The organism is Phenylobacterium sp. (assembly GCF_041691455.1).
Lineage (GTDB): Bacteria > Pseudomonadota > Alphaproteobacteria > Caulobacterales > Caulobacteraceae > Phenylobacterium.
Map to the genome: position 1 here is coordinate 21,410 of NZ_JBEPUO010000006.1, position 26,296 is coordinate 47,705.

The following is a 26,296-nucleotide window of genomic DNA, read 5'->3' on the forward strand; positions in this document are numbered from 1 at the left end:
GGCCGAGCAGGTGAGCCGGGATAATGGATCCGGGCGCCTGGAGGCTCCCATGACGCATATCCCTCATCGTTCTCTGCCGCCGGCTGGAGGCAGTCGTCCAGCATCCGCATCGTCGCCCGACAGGTCCTGGTCCCATGCCCGGGTCGAGCGGCTTCGAGCCTTCTGGGTCGAAGAAGGCTTGAGCGCCACCGAGATCGGCCATCGCCTGGGTGTCACCCGCAACGCCGTGCTGGGTAAGGTCCATCGGCTGGGCCTGTCCAATCGACGGCCGGCCAGGACGTCGGGCGCTCCAGCGCCAAGGGCGCCTCGGCTCCCGAAACCGCCGCGCCCGGTTCGTGCGAAAGCAATTCCGACACTGCGTCAGGTCGAACCGCCCCGTGAATCGCCGCGGGCGGAGGTCGGCCCTGGGCTGGTGCCCCGCCTTGAAGACCTTGGGCCTTGCGCCTGCCACTGGCCAGTGGGCGACCCGAGCGCCGAAAGCTTCCGCTTCTGCGGGCGGCGCACTGGGGACCCGCCCTACTGCGACGCGCATCGCGCGGTGGCCTACAAGCCCGGCGGACCGCAGCCGGTCAGCGGGTTGATCCGCCAATTTGCTGGCCGATGAGTGGCCCTGGGTGGTTCGAGCGGGAGTGGGGAGTCGCGACGGGGCCGCCCCGACCGAACGCCGGCAAGGGTGCGCTATCGCCCCCTGCGGGGCCCTGGCCTGCGCCCGGACAGCGCGGCGGGAGGGTCGCGAGCTTCAGCTCGAACCCCAACCCAGGAGTCCAGCATGCGTACCCATCATCCCGGTTTCTTCAACACCGCCGACCTCGACGGTTTCGACGCCCTGACGGCCGCACTCGAGGATCCTCGTCCGCATCCAACCGAGCCGGCTCTGCGCCAGCTCGGCGAGGCCATCATGGCGGAGCTCCTCGACCTGGTCCTTGGAACGGCGTTGGAGGACCACGTCACCACGATCTGCGAGACCTTCATCGGCGGACTGCACGCCGGCGTGACACGGCTTGACCGGGACGCCGACCGGGCCCGGGACGACCTGGCGAGAGCCTTGCGCGATTTCGACGGCAGCGAGGTCGCGGACGGCGACCTGCAGGAAGCCAAGCATCGCGGCGACGCGGTCGATGTCGCCGCCCGGGCGCTTGAGCGCGTGCGCGACGCCGCGGCCGCGAGCTATTCGACGGCCACGGGTGAAGTCTGGAGCCCGTGGCGCGGGTCCATCCGGGGAAGCGCGGTCACCGCTGCTCAGATCGACGCTCAGGAAGCCTTGCGGGCCATCGAAGCCCGAAAGCTCAATTCCGCTGACGCGGGGGCTCAGGTGGTGGCGTTCCGCGCGTCCCCCCACGGCGACGCGCCGGAGGATGCGAGCCGCATCTTCGACGCCCTGAACTGGGCGCGTGAGGAATGGCCGACGATGAGCCTGGCCCTCACCGGGGCCAAGGGCGGCGAGCGCTTGGCCAAACGCTGGGCGCAGCAGAAGGGCGTGCCGCTGGTCCTGGCGAAGCCTGACTTCGAACGCCACGGCCGCAGCGCGCCGTTCCGCGCCAATGATCAGCTGATGGCCTTGCGTCCGGTGTGCGTGCTGGTGCTGCCGCAATCGCTTGGCGTCTGCGGCACGGTGGGAGCGCCGGACTTCGGTCCGGCCTTGAACCTGGCTGAACAAGCGCGCCACCGAGGCGTGCGTTGCGTGCGGATCGCTGCGCGCGGCGCCGGCTGATGGGCGCCATGCCGGCCGCGCGGCTTGCGCGCGGTCGGCAAACTCCTTGCGTGCATTCTGAATATTGTGCGGCAGCGCAGGCGCAGGCCTACGCCTCTGCGGTATATCCGGGTTGTAAGGCGGCGAGGCCGCCTCGACTTACTCCGTCTTTGCTTGCGCGCAGTACGGAGTACCCCATGGCCGAGACCGGGCCCGAGCCCTTTCATGTCGCCTTGGGCAGCTTGCGCGACCGTCTCCGCGACGGCGCATATCGGCCGGGCGCGCGGATCGCGGCGACGGACCTGGCCGACGAACTGCGCCTGAGCACGACACCCGTGCGCGAGGCCTTGTCACGTCTCGCGGGGGAAGGGCTGTTGGAGGACCGGCGGGGGCAAGGCTACTTCGTGCGCCTGCCCAATGCCCTCGACATCGCCGATCTCTACCGCATCAGCCTGGCGCATCTCCTGATCGCCCAAGAGCCGCATCGCCCCCTTCGTCGGCCCGTGGGCGCCCCGATAGAACCAGCCACGCCGGAAGGTGCGGTCAGGCGGATCGATCGGTTGCTGGTCGAGTGGGTTGCGGAGTCGGGCAGCCGGGCGCTCCTCAGCGCCTTTCGCTTGAACCAGGTGCAGTTGGGCGTCGTGCGCCAGCACGAAGGCGAAGTGATCCCTGATCTCGATGACGAGGCCCAGCGGCTGGTGATCTTGGAGAGCGCGGACCGGGCCACAAGGCTTGTGAACCTCCGCCAATTTCATGGGCGGCGAATCCGTCTGGCCGAGGCGCTAGGGGCGCTTTTGGCCCGCACCGGCGATGCCTGAAAATATAGTGTCGATATAGTTTGAATGCACACACCTCTGGTTGTGGACTTGGGTCGTCGCGATGTGCGGCAGACATGACCAGGGAGGTCATCATGACGACCCAGTTCAGCCTCCGGAACTTCCGGATCCTCACCCTCGGCGGCGCGAAGGCGTCGACCAATGGCGGCGAAGACGGCAACAAGAAGGAGCCGGATCAGACGCTTTACTTCGGCTGATCGGATGGCGCCGGGCTCCGGTCCGGCGCCGCTTCCAGAATGATAGCGGATATCAAACTACGTCAGGACGTGCGGATCGCTGCCGTGGAGCGGGATCTGGTGATCTTGGACATCTCCGGTGACACCTATTCTTGCCTGCCTGAAGCCGCGCAGGCTTGGTCAGACTTTGAGGCTGGTTCCGGCAGCGCCCAGGCGGAGGCCATCGCGGCGGCTCTCCTTGATGGCGGCTTGGCGGAGCGCGGTGCGAGAAGGACACCTGTGCCCAGACCACCGTCGCTGCCGAGCGAATGCTGTTTGGATGGCCAGCAAGACCGCCTGCGCTGGAGTGACATTGTCGCGCTCACCGGTTCCTACCTGGATTATCGGTTTCGATATGAAGGCCGGACCTTCGCGCAAATTCTGAAGTTTGTGCGCCGACCAGGCCGAGCGTCGGTGTCGGGTAAGTCTGACGCAGAACTCTACCGGCTCAGTCGGACCTTCCAGCGCCTCGTGATTTGGCTTCCGGCCCCCGGGAAGTGCCTCGTGCGCAGCTTTCTGCTCCTTCGCTTTCTGCAGCGATCCGGCGCCGACGCCATCTGGGTCTTTGGCGTCGAGACTTGGCCGTTCGAGGCACACTGCTGGCTGCAGAAGGGTGAAGTCGTCTTGGATGATAGGCCTGAAAGGGTGGCGGCCTATGAGCCGATCCACGCTGTCTAGATGAGCCGCTACGTAGCACTTGCCTGGCCTGCGCCGTCAGAAGACGGCAAGGCCCAGGCCGCACGCCTTTCGTCGCAGCTGCAAGACGCGTCCCGCTGGACGTTGGCGCTCGACCGGCCAGGACTTGAGATTTGGACAGCCAAAAGTGCGCGCCTGCCGGTTTGCGAACTTGGTCGTTCGGGTTGCGTAGTGGTCGGGGATATTTTTGACCGTCAGCCCCTTTCCTTGACTGGCCGGGCTGTCACCGCCGGGCCGCCCCACGCGGTCGCGAAGCAACTCATCTCCACACGATGGGGCGCTTACGTTGCTCTGCTTGAAGATCCTGCCGACATGTCTCGTTGGGTTCTTCGAGAACCGGGAGGCTTCCTCGAGGCTCACACCTGGACGGTTGGCGAGGTTGCGGTCGTCGCAGAAGAACTTCAGGCTCTGCCCATCGCGCTTCGGCCGGCGCATTCACGGCTCGATTGGGCGGTAATCACGGAACTGGCGCGCTACCAATCGAACGCCACGCACCTTGCGCCTCTCAGCGGAATTGCTCCCATCGTCCCCGGAGAGCTTCGGCGGGCTGGCGACGTCGAGACATCGCCCAAGCTGGCTTGGTCACCGCGCAATTGGATCGGCAACGATGAACCTGCCGCGGCAGCCGACCTTCGTTCCTGCGTGTTCGGCGCAGTCTCGTCTCTCGCAAACCCGGAACCCTCGCTGGTGGTGGAAGTGTCCGGTGGTCTGGACTCTGCGATCGTCACGGCCGCGTTGATTGAAACCGGTCATCGGCCTCGGATTGTAGAGGCCCTGAACTATTACGGCGCACGGCGAGCGGGCGATGAACGCCCTTGGGCGGCCGGGTTCTGCAATTCCTACAATTTGCCGCTAACGATGGTCGCTCAGGAGGTCGGCGAGCTGACGTTGGAGGACCTTGCAGAGTTTTCGACTTCGATGGGGCCAGCCTTCGGCGCCGTCGATGTATTCTATGACCGCGATGTCGCCGGCCGAATTCGGGACCTAGGCGCATCCGCGCTACTCGGGGGCAAGGGTGGGGACGCGGTTTTCTTCCAGATGCCGACCGCGGCGGTAGTTGCGGATGCCTTTCGCCACGACTGGCGAACTGAAGGCGGCCGGACTCTCCAAAATACAGCGCGCTGGCTGCGGCGGTCGGTCTGGTCCGTAGGTCTCGAGGCAGTGGGAAGGCGCGCGACCGCGGCGAGCGATCCTGAGCGCGCAGCCATGTTTTGGGGACCGCGAGCCTGGGAAACCGCGCCCGCAAGGCGCCATCCTTGGCTCACCGATCTTGCGGGCGTGCCTCCTGCCAAGAGGATCCAGATCCAAGCGCTGGTCGGGACCCAAGCTCACTGGAGCCGTAGCCGGCGCGGCCAGGCGACGCGCGTGGTGCATCCGCTGCTCGCCCAGCCGGTTCTCGAATTTTGCCTGGCAACGCCGGCTTGGCAGCTTGTTCAGGGTGGGCGCGACCGGGCGTTTGCGCGCGAGGCTTTCGCTTGCCTGTTGCCGCCGGCGGTGGCGCAGCGTCGGTCCAAGGGCGCCCTAGACGCACTCTTCAATCAACGCGCCGCCGCCAGTCTTGAGATGTTACGGCCACACCTGCTCGACGGCCTGCTCGTGGGCGCCGGCGTGCTGGATAGCGTTGCTCTCGATGCCGCGATGACGCCTGACAAGTTGATGTTGAAGGCGGATGGCGCTCAATTGATCCGGCTCGCGCTCCTGGAGTCTTGGGTCCGGCATTGGCAGACGAGGGCGCCGGATGCCGATGGCGTCCGTGGGCGCAGCGGATCAGGGAGCTAACGCCACGGCTTCCTCGACCTCCTTTGCCGGTGAGGTCTTAGCCGCGGCGCCACGCGGTAGTTTGAGGTAGTGGTCGAACCAGGTTCCAAATCGCTGCCACTGGTCTCGCACGACGGCCGGTTCGTACTGAAGATGGCCCTGACCCCAGTAGCGGACCAGCACCGCGGGATTGCCGTTGCGCCGCAGAGCCGCATACATCCGCTCGCTTTGAAGCAGGCTCGTAGAACCGAGGTCGAGGTCGCCAGCGGTCAGCAGCAAGGGGGTTTTGAGCTGCGCCACCGCGAAAAAGGGACTCGCGCGGTCATAGATTCCGGGCGCGGCCCAAGGCGGGCCGCCGAGGCCAATCTGACCATGCTCGACATAGCCGCGTGTCTCGAGCGCAAAGGCGTAGTTGCCGGGATCTATCAGTTCGTCTGCGAGCCCTCGCTCCGCCCAACTGGCGCTGAAGTCGAAGGCTCCGCTCATGGCGATCCCGGCGCGGAAGCGATCCGGCCGTTTTGAAAGGACTGCGGCGGTTGTGAACCCGCCGAAGCTGTGCCCGATGATGCCCACTCGATCGCGATCAACCAGGCCTTGGTCCACGGCGGCGTCGATTGCCGCGAGCGTCTCCAAGGCCAGGGTTTCGGAGACGTCGCTCCCAGACGCAGCTTGGAAGGGCAGGCTGGGGTAGAGCACGGCATAACCGCGCGCGGCCCAAAGCTGACCGCTGAAAACCGGCGTGGTCGCCAAGCCAGGGAGCGCATCGTCCGGGGGACCGAGTTCGAGGTTCTGTCCCCCGTACACCCAGACAATCGTCGGCAGCGGCCCGCCAGCATATCCCGGTGGCAGCACGATCCAGCCCTTCAGGCGGCGACCGCCACTCGTGTAGGTCAGCGACCGCACCTCACTCGATGGTCTCGACCGCCAAGACTCGTTCAGTGTCATAAGGACCTGGCCGCGACGACCCGTGATCGCCAGCGTCTGGGTCCAACCTGTTCGGAAGACCCGTGCGGCCATGTCCAGCCTTGGCGATCTCGCCTCTGCGTCGATCGCCGGAGCGATGGCTAGGAGGCGGCCCGATGAAGGTTCGATCGTTGCGCGCACGGGTCCGGTTTCGCCGGACCACGCGGTGACCAGCACGCGATCATCGGCGACGGCATAGGTGGCCGGGAGGCCCAGCGTCGGTCGCATGACCGCTAGACCGGACACCGTCAGTTGCTCTGGGGAAACTCTTCGCGGCGACTTGGCGCCTACTGCCCAAAGCGCGCCGTCGGCGACAATATAGCCGTCGCCGCTAGGCCCTGCGGCGAAGGCCGTCACGGACTGGCGGACAAAGGCGGTCAGCTCGCGCACGCCATCCGGACCGTCCCAGAAAAGGCCGAAGCTCTGATTTTGACCTTCGCCATAATCCGTGTGTCCATCGGACGGACCGGGAAGGCTGATGGGCTTCATGGCGATGAAAGCAGGACGATCCTGGATCCAGCCAATCGGGCGAAAGGCCTCGTAGGCTCCGCGCCGCCCTTGGCCCAGCCGAACGCCATCTGTAATGAGGATGCGACGGCTTGTCCGAGCTCGAAGGTCGACCACTGTAAGCACGAGTGACCCGCTGGAGCGCGCACGACCGGCCACCAGCAGCCGGCTTCCGTCCGCCGACCAGCAGACGCCAGCGTAGTCGGGATCAATGTCCGGCAGGCGGTACGCTACCCGCGCGCCGTTGCTGGTGAGCCTGAAGACTGAAAGCTCACCCCGACGGCCGCCGAAGAGGGCTGCTGGGTCAGCCTCAAGGAGCCGAACGGCTGCGAATGCGTCACCTTGAGGGGAAGGCGCAATTGAGTGGAACGTCCCTGCGGAGAGGCGGTAAGTTCGCCCGGTGGCAGGATTTGCTCTCAGCAGGGCGCCTTCTGCGGGCTCAGCGCTTGGGAACGCCGAGTTGCCCGAATGCACAGTGACAACGGCCGTGTCGCTGCGGCCGGCCAGAGCCCATCGGTCGCGCATGTAGTCGAGGTGGTGTGTGTAGGCGGCGCCGGCAGACGGCAGCGTCGGCGGAGGGGTCCCGAAGACGAGGTTCTCGCCCACCCAGGTCGGACAGGATGTTGTTGGCTGGTTGGGCAGAACCGTCTGTTTGCCGTTGGCGGGCGACCAAATGACCAGGCGCCGCTCACCATCCTTGGGTCTGAACCCGGCGACGAAGCGTCCCGAAGGTGACCAGGGATCGCAAGGGGCGGGCGTAAAGTTTTTGACCCCTGCCCGGGCGGGGGGCCCTGGGCGTTCGGAAAGCATCCAGGCGAACGTCTGAATGCCCGTGAGCTTGGAGGGAAATCCACCGCCCCGAGCTGACGCCTCGACGCTCGCCAGAAACTGATGGCCAGTCGGCGAAAACCTTACGTCGCCCAGGCTTTCGCCATCCCGGAGTATCTCCTCGAACGTCATGGGTCGGTTGTCGGTGGACGCGCAGGTCTGTCCTGCGACGGCGCCGATGAGCAAGGGGAGCACCCATCGGGCCGCTGCCCCACCCCGAAGGGAGGGCATCACCAGGTCCGGGTTAGATCGATGGAGATGAAGCGGCCAATGACGTCCCCGCTGCCCGGATCGTATCCGAAGCCAAGGGGGTTATCGTAGAACGGCGGTGCGCGATCGAAGACATTCCGGACAGAGAGCGTCACGGCGGACCGATCCCAGATGGTGTTCTTTTGGCCAGCCAGACGTAGGCGAACGTCGAGGGTGGTCTGACCGGCGACGTGGTTTCCAGGGGTATCCCCGAAACCACTGGTGTTGTTGAGCACGGCGCCGAGCGTCAGGGGCCCGCGTGTCCAATCGCCCGTCACGCGACCCCGAAAGCGAGGCGGAGATCCCACTTGGCCAACAAGCTCCGACGCTGTGACAGTCGGGGTAAGCGCCAGCTTGTAGTCAAGCATCCACGACGCGTCGGCCGCGAAGCTGAAACGCCCTCCGAACCCCTCGTGCTGGTAGCTGCCGATCAGATCGAAGCCGCGGACCAGCAGGCCGCCCGTGTTGACCTGACGCTCATCGATGATGGCGACGAAGTCGGTCGGGTTGAAGGTCCCGAACTGTTTGGTGGTCGCCGGGTCGTTGAGCAGGGCGGTGATCAGTGCGAGATCCTGCGCATTGGTCGTCGGCGAGATCCGTTGGATGAACGGTGCATAGCGCGGGTCCGCAAGTAAGGTCACGGGTGTGGCCGTGGCCAGGGCGCTGGCGATGCGGTTTCGGAACCTCGTTTCAAACACCGTTGCAGAGATCTTCAGGTCTGGAATTGCATGCGGCGTGTAGTCGATCCCCGCCGTCCACGACTTCGCGGTCTCCGGGCCCAGATCCGGGTTGCCGCCTTGCTTGCCGAGCGTCAGGACGCTCGCGGTTCCGAGGTTGGTGAAAATCGGTCCGTTGAGTAGGAAGTCATGCAGATCGAACAACGACGGCGCTCGGAAGGATTGGCCGTAGGTGCTCCTCACCAGCATATCTGAGACAGGTGACCATTGAAGGCCGAACCTCGGATTCACGGTGGAGCCAAAGTCGCTGTAGTGCTCCGCCCGGACGGCGGCGGAAAGGTCGAGACGCTGCACCCCCGGACGAGCGTTGTCGGGCCCCACCAGAGGAATCTGGAATTCCGCATAGGCGGCGCTCACGGTGCGGCCGCCGTCGTTGCTGTGAATTGGCGTCGGGGCGATGCCGGAGTTGAAGTTGAAGCCGGTGAGCGTGAAAGTCTCCTTGCGGACCTGGCCCCCAATCGCCAGGCGAACCTCGCCGCCGGGAAGGCGGATAACGGAGCCATCCGCTTCCAGGTTGGCCGAGCTTGTCTCGCTCCTTTCGCGCGCGGCCGAGAGACCGGACGTAATCGCGGCCAACGTCGCCGCCGTGTTGCCGCTGGCGATTGACGCATAGGGATTGAAGAAGCCGTCGCGGGCCGCGCTGTAGGCGGTGCCCGGATTGTCAGCCGTATTGCCGAGGGCTTCCGACAGGATGGTCGACTGAAGCGTATGGCTCTGGGTGTTCTCCGTGCGCTCTTCCGCAAACGCGCCGTAGGCAGATAGCCGCCAGTCACCGAATAGTTTCGCGTCGAACCCAAGCGTCGTCGAGAAGCTCGCAATGTCGGCTCGGCCTCTGGGGTGTCCCGCGACCCCGCCGAAGGCATACCGGATTGAATTCGAAGCCGCGCCATTAGGGGACACGAAGAAGGGGTTCGCCGGACGCACCGTGAAAGTCGACGTGATGCCAGGCAGCACGGCCTCGGCGATCCGGTAGCTGTATCGAGCGTCTCCGGAGAGTTCGATCCGCGGACTTATGTCCTGACGGAAGGCGCCGTAGACGCTCTGTCGCCGCTGGTCTGGGAGCAGGTCGAATCCGGCGATCTGGTTGTAGAGGTTGGGCGCACCAGCCAGGAAATCCGACGGCTTCAAGCCGACGCCGGACTGACCTGCCGGGATCCCGTAGTAAGGCGTCGTGGCTCCCGTAGCCGGGTCCGTTCGAAGAATGTTGCCGGGATAACTGAACGTATCCCGATGGTCGGCGCCGCCTAAGGCGCGCAGGTCCGACGTCCTCGAGAAGTCACGGGCGGACGTCGAGAGGGCATCACGGTGGTAGCCTTCATAGGTCAGGACGAAGTTGCCCGAGCGCCAGGCGTGACCGAAGGCCAAGCTCGCCAACTGTTCCTCCGGCCCGTCGCCGCCAGAGCCGGCGTGAACGCGGACCTCACCACCCTCAAGGTCCTTCCGCAGGATGAAGTTGACCACGCCGCCCACGGCGTCGGAGCCGTAGAGGGCCGAGGCGCCATCCAGCAGCACTTCGACCCGCTGCATCGCGATCGCCGGAATGCCGGACACATCGGAGAAGTCCCCCTTGTTGCCGGCGGCGGCGAGCCGGCGGCCATTGACCAGGACGAGCGTTGAGGTGCTTCCCAGGCCTCGGAGGTTCACGCCGGTCGAATAGCCATTGTTGGTGTGAAGAGGGTCAGCGCGGACGCCGCCCGCCGTCTGCTCCGTGCTTGTCCCGCCATAGTTTTGCGGGATCGCCTGCAGCGCTTCGCCGACCGTCGCATAGCCGGATGACTCCAAGGCGGCATGGTCAAGGACCAGGAGCGGAGCTGCCGGGCTACCGCCGTGGATGTGCGTGCCGGTAACGAGGACCTCACCGACGGTCGGCGGCGCCGATGGCGCTGACCGAGCGACCTCCTTCGCGAGGTCCTGCGGCGTGTCCTCGCCGATCCCCACCTGGGCGGCGGGGGATTCGCTAGGGTGCGTTGCGACGGGGGCGCCTCCCGGCCCCGATGTCCCGCTTGCGACCGCGCGCGTGGTCAATGCGCTCCGGTGCTTCAGCACGATCATTCCAGGCGCGGCATGCACCGCGACGATGTCGCTCGAAGCCAACAGCTTGGCCAAGGCGGTATCCAGATCAAGGCGGCCCACGAGCGGCGCGACGCGCCGGCCTGCGACAAGGTCGGGCGTGTAGACGAGCTGGTCGCCTGTCTGTGCCGCCAAGGCCGATAGCGCAGATTCGAGGGTGCCGCCGGGAAGGTTCAGGGCGCGAGCCTCGGCGGCCCCTGCCTGGTGGGCCAACAGCGCGCTGGCGGCCAGACCCCCCAGGAGCACCGACCGGAATCCACCGCCACACCGTCCTGAACGCACCATGCCCTGAATCCCCCGCGGGCTCATCGACGCGCTGGCCAGATCGGCCAGTCTTTTGACGTCGAGAACCGTCAGGCACCCAAGACGTAAAACGCGCGGTGAGACCCTACCGGGCATCTCAAAAAAACATTCACGCCGCGGCGCCCGGCTTGGTCCGAAGGTGGATCGTGCCGTCCGAACCGGTTGTCGATTGAAGATCAAAGAGCATGGTGATGCCCTTCACGAAGGCGTCGGTATCGCCGGTGTTGAACACGCCGTTGACCAGGCGGCCGGACAGGTCGGCGCTTTCCAGGTCGACCTTGTGCCGTCCATAGCGATTTATCTCGGCAACCGCCTCTGACAGGGGCGTCTGGCTGAAGACGAGGCGGCCTGTCGTCCAGCTTGAGGCGCGTGATGCGTCCGTGGCCACCCGGGTCGGGGCGGTGTTGGCAGGTAGGGTCAGCTGCTGGTTTGGCGCCAGCGTCCAGCTGCCTCTCCCTTGGGTGGGATCCACCCGCACGACACCTTCGAGAAGCGTCACCTGCACCTGGTCCCGGTCGCGTCGCACGTCGAACTTGGTGCCGACCGCGCGAACGCCCGCCCGTCCGGCGTCGACTATGAAGGGGCGGTTGGCGTCGTGCGCGACGTCGAAGAAGGCTTCCCCTCTCGTAAGGAGGATCCGGCGCTTGTCGCCGCTGAAGACCACGCGGACCTTGCTGCCCACGTTGAGATGAACACGCGAACCGTCTTGCAGAAGGATGACCCGCTGTTCTGTGGGACTTGTGGAGTAGGCAGGGAATATCGCGCTGAAGGTCGCCACGACCGCGACGGCCAACGCCCCGCAGGTTGTCACGGCTCCGAAGGCGAAGATCCTGGGCGTGAACCATTGTGGGGTGCGACGACGACGCTTCAACGCCGCGTCCGTCATGCGGAGGACCTCGGGATCGCTGGCGTGTCGGCCGGAAGCCTCCCAGAAGGCCTCAACCTTGAGGTAGGCCGCGTCGTTCGCCGGGTTGTCGCGCCAGGCTTCAAAGTCGCGAAGCAGCTTCGGTGTGACGGCACGGTTCCCGAGGCGCGCAAACCAAGTGGCTGCCTCGCCATCCTCGCGCGTCGAGAGCCGTCGTGTGTCGGTCATTCGCTAGCGCCTACGCTCGAAACCGAGCCGCGCAGAAACGAAGCGCCTTGGTCATCCGCTTCTCTACAGCCTTGACCGTGACGCCCTGGTGCGCGGCGATCTCTTCGTATGTCATGCCGCCGAAGCGGCTCAGGCAATATACGTCCCGCAGGTTGCGGGGCAACTGGGAGACCACCTGTCGGTGGAACAGCTCCTCGATCTGGTCGGGAAGAGAGACTCCCTGGCTCAGCTCAGGGACCGAGACCAGACGCGGTCGTCGCTGGGCGGACTCCCGACGGATATGATCCTGGCCAGCGTTGAGCGCGGTCCTGGCAAGTAGGGATTTGGGGCTGCGCCATTCCGGCGGCGACCTGGCCAGTTTCAGGAAGGTCTCCTGCGCCAGGTCTTCCGCGACCTCCCGGCCGAAGCGGCGGGCCAGAAACGCGACCAGCCAGCCGGCGTGTCGCCGGTAGACAGCATCTAGCCCGTCTCCCGTGACGTCCAAATCCGTCGGGATACGGGGAAGGCGTCGTTTGGGCTCTGACACCGGCTACCTCAGATGGGTCCAGAGGCGCCGGCTGGTGAGCCGGGTGTTGGAAACTCCTGCGTCGAGAAGCCCGCTAGTTAGCCGCCCGCAAGCACGCAGACCGAAGCCCACGCGTCACGACCAACCTATTTCACGGCACCCGGCTCATAGCGGGACGCACAGGGGTTTCCACGCCCCACCAACGCAGATGCGCCGGCCCACCGAGCGTGGCGCCTTTGTGATTCTGTGACAAGCCGAGGGGGAGGAGGGGTCGGGCGTTGGAAACTTCGTGCGAAGCCCGGTACTTAGCGGCGATCGCTGCCGACACGACCGAGGTCGTGTCCCCTGGCTCTCAACCGACGCCTGTCTCCCGGCGCCCGACGGCTATTGATAACATGGGGGGATCACGGTCTGCGAATCCAACGGCCGCTTCTGACTCTTGGCGGAAGTTCGGAAGGTCCGCTTCCAGACGCTAGGCCAGTGGCCGCTTTCGATCCGTTGCGGCCCCCGGAGAGCCGCCCAAAGGTGCTTGCTTCTAGCTTTCGCCGGGCGATCGCGGGCGCGAGCGAACGACGCTCATGCCTCGGCGGCGCAGCGCGGCGCCGGCTAGGCCAAAGCCGGCGATCATCAACGCCCAGGTCGCGGGCTCCGGAACGGCGGCCGAATCCAGTTCGAACGCAAGGAAAAATCTGGAGGGTTCGTTCTGCGTGAAATGCGACGCGGGCCCGAAGGGGTTCAAGGGCGGCAGTTCATCGAAATTGCCAGTGGTAGCGGAGTAGGTCCGTCCTAGGCTGAAGCCGTCCGCGAGGTTCAGGGTGTCAGCCGCGAAGCCCGAAAGGACCCCGCCGAACCAGGCCGCATTTTCCTGGGCTGGCCCGGCTGGCCCATCGAGCACGATATAGTAGGTTCCCGGGGCGAACGACAGCCCCGAGGCCAGCTCGATGCGGGGGATCGCATTGAGATCGCGCGGCGCCCCCTGAGAGCTGTCGATCGGGTTGTAGACGCCCGAAGCGATCACATTGGCCTGCGTGGTGTCTGAACCGAGCGAGGTGGTGATCCACCAGTTGGCGGGCGTAGTGATGCCCTCCAATGACCCCACAAACACCCGAACCGAAACGTCGCTCGAAGCCACTGTCTGGGTCCAACTGGCGGCTTGGTTGACCCTTAGGTCCGAAAGGAAGGCGAAAGAGCCTCCGGCGTTCGGGGTGGTGTCGGTGAAGCTGAGCAGAGGGGCGGCCGAAGCGGATGCTGCGCAGGCAAGGAAAGCTCCCGCGAGGGGAGCAAAAAGGAATCGCGCGGCACAATCTCCGGGTCGGATCGCCCGCACCGGCGGTTCCTCGACGCTTGACCGTAGGCGGGGGCCCCACATCTGCAACCCGAACCGCCGCGGGTAGCCCTTCGCGCCAGCGAACCGCTTGCGGCGGAGCATGGCGCCAAGTCCCGCGAACCCTAGGAGCATCAAGGCCCAGGTGGACGGCTCCGGCACGCCGCCGCCGCCGGCGGCGGCCGCGCCGTAGCCCGTGGCGAAGTCGAAGCCTGTGTCGCGGCTGACGGCGGTGAAGTCCGTCACCCCGACGCCGCCGACCGCAAGCGAGCGGATCCCCTCCCACGAGACCGTGTCGCTTAGGTCGGCGGTGAATTGCGCGACACTGCCGCCGGGCGCAACCTGAGCCGTGGCGCCGGTGTCGATCAACAACTGGACGTTCACGGTCTGACCGAACACCACATTGGCGGTGAAGGTGTAGAGGCCGAAGTCGTCGCCCGTGTCGGTTACCCCTAGGGCCCCGTTCGCGCGGTGTTCGAAAGACGTCTGGTAGAGAGTCCCGTTCACGATCGCCCGGGCCACCCAATAGCTTACGCCTGCCCAGCCTGCGCCGGAGCCGCCGCCGTCGGCGATTCCTTCGGCGAGGATGTCGAACGAGAGCACGCCGAGAGTCCCCGGCGCGATCGTCGACGAACTCAGGACGAAGCTGTCCGCGTAGCTGGCGAAGGCGGCCGACGAGCCGCGCGCCGTAGAGCAGCATCCTGACGATGCCGCACCGGCTGTCGAAAACCCGTGCACAGCGCCGACACCCGCAGTCGCGGAAGCGCTGGACGCGGACTGGGCGCCCTCTTCGAACGTGCGATCCGTCAGGCTGCCGGCGCCGGTGGTCACGCCAGACCCGCCACTGACGGTTTTGACGTCGTTCGGACCCTGGGTGTCCTGCGTCCTGGAGCTTGCGGACGCGCTTGCAATGAACGTCGCCGCGCGGGCTTCCGACGTCAAACCCAATCCCAGCGCGAGAGCCGAGAGGATCCCGATCCTAAGCGTACCAACCGTGTTCACTGCAAAATCCCCTTCGGCCGCAACCGTCGATCCGCATGGCCCGCGACGGGGCGGCGACCGTCGCGCGCGTCCGTCTTGCCGTCGGTGCGAGCCCGAAGTCCCGTTAACGGTTGCTCACGACGCGATGAGCCATACTGCTATCCTCATAGGCGCTTGGAGCCGGGGTGGTCTCAATAGTGCAAACATCCCAAATATACCGGGTCGCGCATCGATGAGATCGGTCGTGAGTGGCCTGAGCGTCCCGAAGTCGGTCCAGGCCGCGGTCGCCGACGTTTATCGTGGCGTCTTCACCCTGCCGTTCGAGGTGTTCAAGGAAACGACGCTGCGTCGTCTGCAGTCGGTGCTGCCGTTCGACTCCGCCGTGTGGGGTTCCGGCGTCCATTCCACCAACGAGCTTTTCAGCCTCAGCGCGGTCGACCAGTCCTTTGACACGCTGATGACCTATGCGGCGAAGTGGCAGCCCCACGACTTCGTCCGATCGGCCGCGGTCGCCAACCCGGGCCGAGCGCTTCGCAACGAAGACGTCATGCCGCTGGAGCGCTACCACGCCAGCGACATCTACCTCGAGTTCTCGAAGCCGGCGGGCATCGAGCACGCGCTGGGAGTCGCCGAGCGCGACGAGGTCACCGACGTCGGCGACGTGGTCTTCCTGTTTCGGGCGGATCCAAGACGCGCGTTCACCGCGGAGGACGTCGCCCTCTTGGAGCACCTCTCGCCCCACCTGGTGCTGGCGTGGCGGCAGTGTCAGATCGCTCATCACTATCGGCTTGCGGCAAGCGGCGCCGCGGCCGGCTTCCACGATTCCGAAGGCTATGCGGTGGCAAGCAATCAGGGCGTCATTCAAGCCGCCGGCGAGGACTTTCGCATTGCCGTCTGCGCGGCCGCTCCAGCCTGGCGGGGGCCGAAGCTGCCGCCGGCATTCGACCCGCTGCTGAACGGCGCGCGGTCCACAATTGTCCTCGGCGACTATGAATTCACGGTCCAGGCCGCCGACGAGCGTCGCCTCTTCGCCGTCGCCGCTCGCGCCGGGACGCTCGGCCTGACGCCAACCGAAGCGCGAGTCGCCCGCCTCTACGCCGGCGACATGACCCAGCGCGACATCGCGACCCGGGCGGGCGTCAGCGTATCGACGGTCCGCAACCAGCTCTCGTCCGTCTACCTTAAGCTCGACGTCCATTCGAAGATCGGACTAGCCCGCGTCCTGAACCGGTTGCGCGGCTGAGGGCAGAGGACCGCCGGATGGCCGTGGGGCAGGATAGTCATTCCCCCTGAAGGTCTCAATTCTGGACGAGAGCCAACTTCTGCTCCTGGCGCATAGCGGACGTGCAAGACAGGGCCGCTTCTGACTCGTTGCCGACGTTCGGGATGTCCGCTCTTTGGCGCCTACACGGGCCGCGGCCGCGACGCCGCAGGGTCGAGCCAGCGACTAAAGGTCCGGCCGGGCTATTATCGAAATTACTGACACAGTCGAGCTGGTCGCCTCAAGGCAGAGTGCGGCCAGCTGGCGGGTGGCGGTGCGCCGGTGCTGCAGGTTCAGGGCCAGAGCGAGCGACGCCCGGCCATGCGCCCGAACTTCCTTGTTGCTGGGCCCCGGAAAGGCGTAGGCGATATAGGCCTCTAGCATTCGGTTCGCGTCGGTGGCGCTGGGCGCCAACCCGTCGAGACTATCGTGCAGGGCCGGATCGTAGACCGCTTGCGCGAGCGAGATCATCGCTTCCCGGCACAACAGCCCGATGCCCTGCCAATCCTCTTCCGCCGAGGCGGCTTCGAGGGCCGCGCGGGCCTTGGCCACGGTGCGGTCCACCCGCTCCCAGCCAGTTGGCTCCCGGCTTCTCGCGGGGATCCACGAACGGGTCGCGATGGCCGCGATGGACCCCGCGAACAGCTCCCGGGCGTACTTCCGGCGATCCGCGTAGGTGGGCAGGCTGTCCTTCCAGAAGGCGTACCAGTCCCAGAGGCTGGGATAGGGGTTTCCGTAGACCACCGCCCCCGGCATCTGAGCTCGGATCCGCGCCTCTCGGGCGATGTAGTAGTCGTCGACCTCCTGGATCCGCGTGCCGCCCGTCGCGACGCTTATCATCGTTGCCCGTTGGATCAAAAGTTCGGCGAGCAGGCCCGGGGCGCCGCCGACCGGTTCGGCGCCGGTGCGGGTGACCTCGATATCTTCGGGCGCTAGATGTTCCGTCGCGCTGGCCGCCGCCTCGGCGATCCGCTTCCGGTCAAAATCCGGGAGGTTGGCCAAGCCCTCGTCGACGGGCGCAGGTGCCTCGACCGACACGACGACGATGGTCTGCCTCAGCCAGTCATCATTCGCGTCCAGGCGTGCGATTGTCACCCGACAGGCGCCGACCAGGGTCGCCAGGTCGTTGCGTTGCAGGCTCTCCAGAAAGGTCCGCGTCGGGGCTGAGACGTCCATCGTTGTCCTGCCGGTGCCGCGTCAGAAGACGCTCACGACTAGTAACTTTTGTGCGCCCGGCGAGCGCAAGTTAAAAGCCAAGCTGTGAATGTCACAGCCGATGGTTGCGGGGCGAGAAAATGAGTCACCTACCGGCGGCGAGGCCTGCATGAGCGTTGTGACTGAGGGGGTGGCCCGGATCCAGCACGTCGACACAGACGAGATCTACGACATCAAGGCCGACGAACTCGACTGGCAGGAGGGCGCGGCCGACGAACGCCAGATGGGCGTGGAGGTTGGCTACTTCGCCCAAGTGGAACACCCGCAGTTGGGCACGCTGGAGTGGGAGCTCTGGGAATACCCGCCGGGGATGGAGAACGACCGCAGCGTTAATGTCGGCCGCCACAGACTCCTGCAGAACTTCGAGATCTCGCTGGGCGGCAGTTCGTCGGATGGTGCGGAGGACGAGGGCGAGGACGAGGAGGACGTCGATCCCGAGGAGTTCCAGGCCAAGGTCGACGGCATGGTGGAATGGTTCCGCGAGCGATACGAAGATCCGGCGGAGCGGACGCCTTACGAGAGCGCCGAGGGCGGGTACCAGTGGATCTATGGCGGCCCCTACGACGCGCGCGAGCAGCTTGGCGACGAATTCCCGGACGATGAGGCCGCGCTCGACGCGGCGGTGAAGGAAATCGAGTCCGACGGGATTTACGACTGGTCGCCGACACCAGCACACGAGCACGGCCGATTCGACGACGACGATCCGGATGGCGATCCCGCGGACGACCGCGACGAGGACGACGACGAGCCGAGCGAAGCTCTGTCGTTCGCGCTTCAACTGGCACTTAACGAAGTGCCGGGTCCGCAGCCTGGACCGAGGTTCGGACCCGACGCGGTGGGGCGGCTTGAGCTGTTGGGCTGGCAAGAGGACGAAGAGGCGGCCAAGCTTCAGCCCCTGATGCTCCTGGCCGAGCTGTGCGAGGCGGCACGAGAGCTGGTGTCGGCCTTGATGGGTACCAACACTCATCCGGAGCTGCTTGCGGAAGCGCAACGCTACGCGGTCGCGGTGTCCGACGAAGCGCTGCCGATAGGACAGTTCTATGCCTGTGGCGTCCGACTTGAGAATACGGACTTCGCGCTCGCCGCTGAAATGAGAGAGGGCGACCGGCCACCTCTGCTGGCATCCCAAGCGGTGGCGCTGCAGTCTCTGCTCCATCTGCACGCCGCCACGCTCATGTCGCATCCGCAGGGTGCGGCCTGGGCAAGCGGTGCAGCGGCCTATCGTAGGCCCTCAGGCGCGACCGCCGACGCTCAGGCAGCCGCACGACGGTTCTCGGCGGCTGTCCAAGCCGCCGGAACTCTGATTGGCCCCCGCGCTCAGGCGGCGGTCGCCGAAGCGGCTGAGGCTCTAGGCGCCGGCCCCAATCCTGAGCGTTCGTCCCAGGTTTCCGGCGGCGTTCTCGGCGGGTTCGTCCGGGCGGTAGCCGGGGCGCTGAAGGTTGCAGATAGCGGCATGCTCGGGCGGTTTGTCTGGGACTCGCTGAAGGGCACTGTGATCGTCGGCACAGGCATCACGGGAGCGACCGGTGGGCTCGATCTTGTCTACCAACTCTTGCTTGACCAGGCGCCGAATCTTGCGGTCCTCGCCGCCTATCTCGGCACCGAGCTGCACTGGCTGGAGACCGTGGCCGGAGTCCTAATGCGGGTCCGCGATTGGGTGAAGCAACAGGGGGACCAGCCGTGAGTGCTGCCTTACGCCGAGAGATCGGGGAGGGTCCGATCTCTGACCGTGAGCCAACGTCCGCCCATGGCGCATCTCGGATGAGCGCTGCTTGCCGGTAGCCCTCCGCCTGAATCAACGGCGCATCGGTCAGGTAAGAGTATGGGAGGATCCGGTGGTCGGCCCCACTGACGAACAACTACGGCATGCAGCCACGAAGCTGAAAGCTGCACTCGACGCTATCGACCGCGTCCACTGGGAGCGCGTCTATATCGACAACTACCCGCGGGGCGCCTGTGGTCACTGCGCCGAACTTCTCGCGTTCCACCTGAACCGCAGCTTTGGCGTCGTTCCCGACTACGTATGCCGGGTCTTCTATGGTGACGATGGCGAGCGCCTCAGCAGCCACGCCTGGCTCGAACTCCACGGCCTGATCCTCGACATTTCAGGAGACCAGTTCGGGTGGCCGGGAGTCATCGTGACCCGCCGCTCGTCTCTCCACGAACGAGGACGTGAGGAAGAGCGCCATCGATGGGCGCTCGATCCCGGCTGGTGGGGGCAGTACTGCGCCGGAATATGGCGAGCCGCGGAAGTCCTCATGTCCGGCGAAGCTGGGGCAAGCACCTCCTGACAGCTTTCCGTGTGGGTCTGCTATCCGGCACGAATTCAACGTCCGCTCGTGGCGCATTGCGGGCTCGGGATCTGATCAACCGCTAGGGCAGCCGGTCGGTGATGAAGTTGGCCGTACCAGTCGCAGTCGGTGGGTCCCGATTGGCAAGGACGGCCACGGTGTAGGCGTCATGGCCTTCACCGGCCGGGAATATCCGCAGTTCGCCATTCATGCCGGGCGCGCCGCCGTTGTGGCCATAGAAGCGGCGGCCATCGCCAGCCGGGGCACCGAAGTCGTAGCGCCAGAACTTGCCGTCGACGCCGGTGAAGCCGCCGTCTGTCAGCATCTTGGTATGGGCGGCGTCGAGCAGGCGGGTGGCCATCAGGGCGTCGGCGAACCTGCCGAGGTCGCCCACTGTGGAATAGCCGCCGCCGGCCGGAGTACCGCTCCAAGGCTGGGTGTCGGCGGCGTTGTAAATCTTGCCGCTGGGGCCGGTCATGTAGCCGGTGGCGCGTTTGGGCAGGCGCACGTTCTCCGGCTGGTTACCGGTAGCGGTCATGCCGGCAGGCACGAAGATGTGGGCGGCGATGTAATCATCGTAGCTGCCGCCGCTGACGGTCTCGACGATACGTCCCAGCAGCATGAAGCCGTAATTGGAGTAAGCGTTGCGCGCGCCTGGCGCGAACAGCGCGGTCCGCGCGCCATATAGTGTGACGTAGTCGGCGGGGGTCTTGATCTCCAGGCGGTGGGCGAAGAATTCCGGCCCGAAGATGTCGCCCGTGCCGCCGGTGTGGGTGAGCAGGTTGTTGACGGTGACGTGCTCGGCGATGTCGCGGTTGGGATAGTTCGGCAGGTAGCGGCCGATGGGGGCGGTGAGGTCAATCCTGCCGGCCTGGACCAGCTGCATGATCGAGACCGCGGTGAACATCTTGCCCATGGAGCCAAAGCGGAACTGGGTGTCGACCGTGGCCGGGGTCTTGGCCTCACGGTCGGCAAGGCCGTAGGCGGCGGTGAGTACCGGCTGGCCAGCGTGGGCGATCAGGACGGCGCCGGAGAAACGATCCTCGGCTGCGGCCTTCTCTAGCCGCGCGCGGGTGGCTGCGGCCAGGGCGGCGGGCGCGAGGCGCGGCGGCCCGGCCACGCCGGGGGGAGGCCGACCGGGGCCCAGCCCGACGCCGGTGATTTTGTGCGGCTGGTCGGCGGTGATGTCGAGGCGGAGGATCGCCCAGCTCTCCATGTTTGGGTCGAAGACCGAGACTTCCGCATGGGTCGGCGTGGCGGCGATCAGGCCGTGAGGCTGCAAGGAGGCCATCTGGCGACGCATGCCCGGGGTGGCGGCTTCGGGCTGCTTGGCCGCTTCGTGGGCGAAGGCCTGGAAAGCGTCGTCGCCGGCCCTGGCGGCCGCGAGCATGCGGTAGGCCAGTTCGCTCGCGGGGCTCGGTGTGACGGGGCCCGAGGCGGGCGGTGGCGGCGGTGGCGGCGCTGGCTGCGCGACGGAGAAAGGGGCTGAGGCCAGCATGAACGCCGCCAGCGCCGTTGCGGAACCGATGCGATAACCCATGTCGCTCCCCTTACGCCGAACGGCGCTCGACGAAGCCTCGGAGGCGCTCATGGCGAGAATACGGCCCCGCTTGTCGCGGCGGATGCGGATCGCGGGCGCGCGACGCAAATTTCTAACCATCAGAGGCCGCCGCCGTCCTCCGTCGCTCGCGGACCCGCTTGAGCTAATGAATGTCCGCATTCTGGAGAAACATGAAGTTCCGCTCCTGGCGCGGAACTGCCGCTGATCGACTTGATGGCGCGAACGATGGGTGCCGATCAGACATCCGGAGCCAACACCCTTTGATCGGGAACGCCGACGCAGTCTCGCCGGCGCGACTTCAACCCGATCACATAGAGCCGGCGAGCCGATCGTTTGCTTCGTCGAGGAAAGCGACGAGATCGTCGGGTTTTCCCGTGCGCGTGGCGCGCCATTCCTCGATCGGCCTGGCCATAGCCAATTCGCGAGCCTGCCGTGACAACTCTTGAAGGCCGGCGTCTGGCCGGCCGGCGTCGCCTACATGGAACTCTCCCCATCGCGAGAAGGCGAGAACCCACATCGAGGTGATCAGGGCGAGATTCCAGCGCGACCAGTCCGACGTGCTCGCGAGGGGTTGCTGGATCGCTTGGCGCTGACGATTCAGAATGGCGCGCACCAGTTTCAAGCTGGCATTCTGCTGTGCGGGCGAGCTGTGCGCGAAGAGGAACGCCGCGATATTGGTTGTCTGCCCTTCACGTGGGCCCTGGAACAAGCGGGTCTGGTGATCCGGCCTTGGCTCCAGGAGTGCTGCGAGCTCGTCGATCCAGATCACCGAGGCGTCGTCGACGCTAGCGCGCTCGTTCACGAGCAAAGGATGGATCACGTCGCGAAAGAGCCACGGTTCGGACCACCCGAGCGCGCCCATGTGGCCACGCAGGGCGTCGATGAGAAACTTCAAGTCTACCACTGATATCTTCTCAGGAAGGGCGTCGTGCAACGCGGACGTCACGCTCTCGTAGGTTTCCGATAGCTCGGTCCTCTGAGCAGTTCGCCGAAGCATCGAACCCAAGACCTGAATCCGCTCTTCTTTAGAAAATTGCGCGAGTAACGGCAGGACGGCGCTGAGCCCAGCGGGCTCTTCAAGCGCTTTCACAAGCACCTCGAAGCCGAACCATCGGAACAGCCCATTGGGACTTTGCAACAAGCGATCGCGCTGTTCATCGGCGATGTCGAATGTCACCGACAGCGTGATCTCGCTGACAATCTGACTCAGAAGCGAAAGCCGCTTCCATTCCAAAGCGTCCGGCTTTGACGACGTTCGCGCCAATTCAGCTTCGGCGACTTGAAGCAGTACGCTGGGCGCATGCCACCAAAGAAGCCGGATCGCGAAAAACTCGGCCCAGGTCAGGGCGACGTATTTCGTGGGGTGATAGAGGTGTTCCAAGCGGCGTGTGCTGCGGAGCAGCACCTTAAACGATGTGTGAAACAACTGAGGATCGATGATCGCGATCTCGTCCTCAGGCTCGCCTTCGGAACGTTCGAAGGCGGCGCCCAGGAAGGCTCCAAGGAAGTTTAGGAAGTCGGCTTGGGACTCGATCTCCCGGAATTTGCGATCGTCTGAGCTCGAATGCGCAAGGAGTTCACCGAGCACGTTCCAATATCCAGAATCGGTGGCGAAGTCGCCGCTTCGCTCTTGCAGCCAGCGGCGCAGGCCAGCCGCGTTCGGTAATGCGAGCGACTCGCCGTCGAGCCAGCCGAGCTCCGCCAAGCGTGCCTTCAGCGGATCGCCCGACAAGCCATTTAGCGATGCTTCGCCGGTCCAAAGCGCCAGACTGCTTCCGGAGAGGTCGCCTTCCAGAGACTTCAGCGGCTCGTAGCGCCGCTGCCGCGTCGAGTACGCCGTCGAATCAAACAGCAGTTCGATGGCGGGACTTGCGCCAACAGCTTCGGCTGCTGACGCCTGTGCCTCGCGAACTAAATCGGTCGTGTATTCCTCAACCGCAAGGAGCACGTCCTCCGGGATCGGCGTGACCAGCAACGGGTAGTTTTCGGCGGCCTTCTGAAATGAATTCGAGAGATTGAAGCCAGCGGCCGGCAATCCATCGCGTCCAAGAATGACGATGTAGCGGTCATGCAGCCGGCCTTCCTTCAGGCCGTAGATCCGCAGCTTTAATCGGCTCAGGGGCCTTCGGTTTTGCTCACAGCTGGCGACGAGATTGTTGACGCGGTCGCTTCCAGGCGGGTTCGCTTCCGACGATGCGTCGTCGCCTTCCTTCGCCGGTTTGGGGAGGCTCGTGAAGACGATGTAGTCGGTGTCGGAGGCCGCTTGGAGAAGCAACAAGGCCAGCCCGGCGGTCTCGAAATACGGGTCGAAGATGATGATCTGGTGTTGAGCGTATTTGCCGAGGAGGGCTTTGAGCCACTCGACGAACTGTAGTCGGCCGTCGCCGTCGCCTTGTGACATGCGAGGAAAGAAGCGGCCTTCCGATTTCGGGGGGTGAAGTCGTGAAAGCAATGAACCGATGTTCCGATTCACCGGAACCCACGGATCGCGTTTGCGATCGCCAACAACGCTGCCGAAGCCCGCGTTTCCACGGCTAACCGTTGTGGCGGCGGCCACCCGGGGCGCCATGGACGGATGGGCCGTCTTCTCCAGCCAATCGAATTTCACGGCGCTGGCGACTGCGCCCAACATCGTCCCTTGAAAATGAATCTCTCGGATGTAACTGCCACGCCAACGGCAGCACAGCGCACCGCTCCGAGCATCGGCGTCCTTTAGGCCGAAGACCTCGACCTCGGCAGTGTCAATTATCGCGCGCAGCTCGGCCCCGACGACAAAAGCGCATTCGAACCCGTCGGTGTCGCGACGCTGAGCGGCGGAGATCGCGGTGTACAGCACTTGGCCGTTGTTCTCGAGACAGAGGCGAAATTGAAAGTCGTTGAAGTGGCTGGGCGCGACCGGGTTGAACTGCACAGTCACAACCGCATCAGCATCCGTCCAGGTGACGTCGAGAAGTGTGTGCTCGGCGCTGTCCAACGCGGGGAACACCATTAACTCCACGTCTCCGATGCGTGGCGCGTCGACACTGCCGAAGTCGAGGCCGGTGTCTTCCTTGAGCCGCCTCACAATCAGGGCCGCGAGCGCCGGATCGTAGCCTCCACCGACCTGAAACAGGATCTCCTTGTCCGATCGCATGATCGATGCACTGAACGCGCCGGCTCCGCCATGGGGACTCGACGGTGTTCGTCGGTCGTAGGCGTCGCGATTGAGGAGAGCTGCCGCGGGCCGGTAGATCATACGGTCGGCCGGCAGGGCGGCTTCTCCGACGCGAGCGCTTAGCTTGCCGGAAAAGAGGAGCTTCAATTCGTCGCTAAGCGCAGCGAGCGGCGCGCCGCCACTCAGACGTCGGAGCAGATCCGGACAAATGCTGCTCTCGACATACAGGTTGAGACGGATGACTTGTGCTTGGATTTGGCCAATCGTTTCAAAGTCATCTTCTTCTCTCGCTGACCAACTGTCGTTGGAGAAGTTGTACGGAACCAGGCGGCCGTAAACGACGTGCGACTCGGTCACCCCGTCGGATTTGATCTGCAAGATCCACAGCTGCAGAGCACACGGACCGGCGTCGACGGCAAACAGCCGCCTAAACCGCTCATCTTGGATCAGATCGTCCAGGGTAGCCATCTCATCCCCGCGAACACTCACCGACGAACACCGCCCAGATGAAGCGCCGGTCAGCCGTTAAGTCGTCCCGGAAGCACCTCGGTGCCTCGCGCGCCATCTATCCGCGCGAAGCGACGGTCAACAATCTCAAATTGAGGGGGCTCAGCGCTCCCGGCGTCGCCGGCGTCTTCGCGTCTCGCCGAAAAGAGTCAGTTAGCCTTCGACACGAACCAGGCTTTGGGGTCGCACCTGCTTTGATCCCCGCAGGTTCGAGGCGAAGGTCTCCGTGGACGAGGCGATTGCGAGAGCTCTTGATTGCGCGGAGGGCATCATGGCCAGCGGCCCATGCGCCGCACCAACAGGTCGAAGACATGGCCGCACCGACCAACCGTCACAGAACTCCCAGATCAACCTTGCCAACGGGGAGCCGTCCAGACATGGCGCTTAGGCGACACCTGCCCAACCTGTCTGGTCTCCCAACAGCGGAGGTGGACGCGTGAGGATTCAGGTGCTTCGAGCTGCGAGGTGTTCGTCGCAGATGTTGCTCACAGTCTGCTGCAGGACGGCCACGCGCGCTACGAGCCACGCGAGTTCTTCCAGAGAAATCTTGTAGTGTTTCGAGTAGCGGGCATCCACATAAGCTCGCCGCAAGAGCTCCCAGGCGCGCTGTTCGAACCGTGTATCTCCTGGCCACGCTGCGATGGTGAGCGGGGCCAGACGCTCGGCCTGTGACCGCAGGAAGTTCAGCTTGTGGGACTTCGGGCTGTACAGCGTCAGGACGAGCAGTAGGCAGTGGTAGAGCCGTTCTGTTGCTTGGTGCAGCAGGAATGCAGCGTCCTTGAATTCATTTTCGCCAATGGCGAACCGGGCCACCTTGAGTGCGCTCAGCGCCTTGCCATTCCAGTCGTCGAAATACCCCTGCGCTTCTACGGCGGCTTCTGCAGCCGAGAGTGGCTCGGGGTGTTCGAACGGGTGGTCGGGGGCTTCGTAGAGGACGACGCCGTCCCGCACGATGTCGATGAAGAACGGGCGGCCGCGCTTGAGCTGCTTGTTCACGTCGGCGAGGTCGTGGACGATGAAGTTCGCCGGCGCCGTCAGCTCGTGCGCTATCTGGTAGGCGCGAAGGAGATGGTCGTCGGCCTTCCCCCAGTAGTCGGGGAGGTCGGTGAGCTCGGGGTGGTTCACGACGACCAGGAGGTCGTAGTCGGACTTGTAGCCACCCTTGGGATCGTCGACCCAGTCGCCGCGGGCATAGCTGCCGAACAGGATGATCTTCAGGATGCGCCCAGCTTTGCGGTGTGGGGCGTTGCGACCTTTGAGCGCGTCCTCGAACTCGGCGAACAGGATTTCCACGACGCGGCTGAGCTCGCGTCGCTTGCCGTCCGGCAGATGGTCGAGGCTGGTCTTCACCCGTCTTCTGTCCCGTGAACCGCCCGTCGTGACAAGGCAGGGATTTGGGTCGCAGGAGGAGCGTCTGCTGTCTCGTGAAGTCTGGTTGAGTCGCGGCGTCGCGTCTCCTTTGCCGGTGTCTGCGCTGACGCGGCCTCTCGTGGCTTGATCTGGTCGGGTCCGGTCCGCCCGCAACGGCGGGCCCGGCTTTCTTCCCCTGGCC

At 65.3% G+C, this 26,296-nt stretch carries 18 protein-coding genes; 9 read left to right on the plus strand and 9 right to left on the minus strand.

All coding sequences use genetic code 11. The annotated features are described in order from the left end of the window. Nucleotides 1-49: 49 nt before the first annotated feature. The 6 genes from ACESMY_RS10805 to ACESMY_RS10830 all read left to right on the plus strand — a co-directional run bounded on the left by ACESMY_RS10805 (nucleotide 50) and on the right by ACESMY_RS10830 (nucleotide 5,216). Nucleotides 50-604, plus strand: a complete 555-nt coding sequence (locus ACESMY_RS10805; RefSeq protein ID WP_372784592.1) for a GcrA family cell cycle regulator — start codon at nucleotides 50-52, stop codon at nucleotides 602-604. A gap of 165 nt (nucleotides 605-769) precedes the next feature. Continuing rightward, nucleotides 770-1,711: a DUF2493 domain-containing protein gene (locus ACESMY_RS10810; protein ID WP_372784593.1), complete on the plus strand. Its 942-nt coding sequence runs from the start codon at nucleotides 770-772 to the stop codon at nucleotides 1,709-1,711. 176 nt (nucleotides 1,712-1,887) lie between these two features. Then, nucleotides 1,888-2,508, plus strand: a complete 621-nt coding sequence (locus ACESMY_RS10815; RefSeq protein ID WP_372784594.1) for a GntR family transcriptional regulator — start codon at nucleotides 1,888-1,890, stop codon at nucleotides 2,506-2,508. Nucleotides 2,509-2,600: 92 nt separating this feature from the next. Next, on the plus strand, nucleotides 2,601-2,723 hold the full coding sequence (locus ACESMY_RS10820) for a hypothetical protein (RefSeq protein WP_372784595.1): 123 nt from the start codon (nucleotides 2,601-2,603) through the stop codon (nucleotides 2,721-2,723). Nucleotides 2,724-2,762: 39 nt separating this feature from the next. Next, the gene (locus ACESMY_RS10825) at nucleotides 2,763-3,419 is read left to right on the plus strand and encodes a lasso peptide biosynthesis B2 protein (RefSeq protein WP_372784596.1); all 657 of its coding nucleotides are present in this window, start codon (nucleotides 2,763-2,765) and stop codon (nucleotides 3,417-3,419) included. After that, nucleotides 3,420-5,216 (plus strand): asparagine synthase-related protein, encoded by a 1,797-nt coding sequence (locus tag ACESMY_RS10830; protein ID WP_372784597.1) that lies wholly within the window; start codon nucleotides 3,420-3,422, stop codon nucleotides 5,214-5,216. Here ACESMY_RS10830 and ACESMY_RS10835 read toward each other — a convergent pair. The 5 genes from ACESMY_RS10835 to ACESMY_RS10855 all read right to left on the minus strand — a co-directional run bounded on the left by ACESMY_RS10835 (nucleotide 5,205) and on the right by ACESMY_RS10855 (nucleotide 14,716). Next, on the minus strand, nucleotides 5,205-7,679 hold the full coding sequence (locus ACESMY_RS10835; protein ID WP_372784598.1) for an alpha/beta hydrolase family protein: 2,475 nt from the start codon (nucleotides 7,677-7,679) through the stop codon (nucleotides 5,205-5,207). The genes ACESMY_RS10830 and ACESMY_RS10835 overlap by 12 nt on opposite strands. Before the next feature lie 44 nt (nucleotides 7,680-7,723). Next, nucleotides 7,724-10,834 carry a TonB-dependent receptor domain-containing protein gene (locus ACESMY_RS10840; protein ID WP_372784599.1) on the minus strand — a complete coding sequence of 1,037 codons (3,111 nt, stop codon included), beginning with the start codon at nucleotides 10,832-10,834 and terminating at the stop codon, nucleotides 7,724-7,726. Between the two features lie 127 nt (nucleotides 10,835-10,961). Then, the gene (locus ACESMY_RS10845) at nucleotides 10,962-11,945 is read right to left on the minus strand and encodes a FecR domain-containing protein (RefSeq protein WP_372784600.1); all 984 of its coding nucleotides are present in this window, start codon (nucleotides 11,943-11,945) and stop codon (nucleotides 10,962-10,964) included. A gap of 10 nt (nucleotides 11,946-11,955) precedes the next feature. Beyond that, the gene (locus tag ACESMY_RS10850; protein WP_372784601.1) at nucleotides 11,956-12,471 is read right to left on the minus strand and encodes an RNA polymerase sigma factor; all 516 of its coding nucleotides are present in this window, start codon (nucleotides 12,469-12,471) and stop codon (nucleotides 11,956-11,958) included. Between the two features lie 514 nt (nucleotides 12,472-12,985). After that, on the minus strand, nucleotides 12,986-14,716 hold the full coding sequence (locus ACESMY_RS10855; protein WP_372784602.1) for a PEPxxWA-CTERM sorting domain-containing protein: 1,731 nt from the start codon (nucleotides 14,714-14,716) through the stop codon (nucleotides 12,986-12,988). A gap of 283 nt (nucleotides 14,717-14,999) precedes the next feature. On the opposite strand from ACESMY_RS10855, the gene ACESMY_RS10860 reads away from it, so the two are divergent. Beyond that, complete coding sequence (locus ACESMY_RS10860) at nucleotides 15,000-15,998, plus strand: helix-turn-helix transcriptional regulator (protein WP_372784603.1); 999 nt, start codon at nucleotides 15,000-15,002, stop codon at nucleotides 15,996-15,998. A 204-nt stretch (nucleotides 15,999-16,202) separates the two neighbouring features. Here the strand turns inward: ACESMY_RS10860 and ACESMY_RS10865 are convergent, their stop codons facing one another. Then, nucleotides 16,203-17,192: a hypothetical protein gene (locus ACESMY_RS10865; RefSeq protein WP_372784604.1), complete on the minus strand. Its 990-nt coding sequence runs from the start codon at nucleotides 17,190-17,192 to the stop codon at nucleotides 16,203-16,205. Nucleotides 17,193-17,340: 148 nt separating this feature from the next. Here ACESMY_RS10865 and ACESMY_RS10870 point away from each other — a divergent pair, with 148 nt between their 5' ends. After that, nucleotides 17,341-18,915: a hypothetical protein gene (locus ACESMY_RS10870; protein WP_372784605.1), complete on the plus strand. Its 1,575-nt coding sequence runs from the start codon at nucleotides 17,341-17,343 to the stop codon at nucleotides 18,913-18,915. Nucleotides 18,916-19,003: 88 nt separating this feature from the next. Further along, a complete protein-coding gene (locus ACESMY_RS10875) occupies nucleotides 19,004-19,522 on the plus strand; it encodes a hypothetical protein (protein ID WP_372784606.1) in 519 nt (172 codons plus the stop codon). A gap of 82 nt (nucleotides 19,523-19,604) precedes the next feature. Here the strand turns inward: ACESMY_RS10875 and ACESMY_RS10880 are convergent, their stop codons facing one another. The 3 genes from ACESMY_RS10880 to ACESMY_RS10890 all read right to left on the minus strand — a co-directional run bounded on the left by ACESMY_RS10880 (nucleotide 19,605) and on the right by ACESMY_RS10890 (nucleotide 26,094). Continuing rightward, nucleotides 19,605-21,062, minus strand: a complete 1,458-nt coding sequence (locus ACESMY_RS10880) for a serine hydrolase domain-containing protein (RefSeq protein WP_372784607.1) — start codon at nucleotides 21,060-21,062, stop codon at nucleotides 19,605-19,607. Nucleotides 21,063-21,390: 328 nt separating this feature from the next. Beyond that, nucleotides 21,391-24,705, minus strand: coding sequence for a VPA1262 family protein (locus ACESMY_RS10885; protein WP_372784608.1), 3,315 nt, complete (start codon nucleotides 24,703-24,705; stop codon nucleotides 21,391-21,393). 483 nt (nucleotides 24,706-25,188) lie between these two features. Then, on the minus strand, nucleotides 25,189-26,094 hold the full coding sequence (locus tag ACESMY_RS10890; protein ID WP_372784609.1) for a HEPN domain-containing protein: 906 nt from the start codon (nucleotides 26,092-26,094) through the stop codon (nucleotides 25,189-25,191). Between the last annotated feature and the right edge of the window lie 202 nt (nucleotides 26,095-26,296).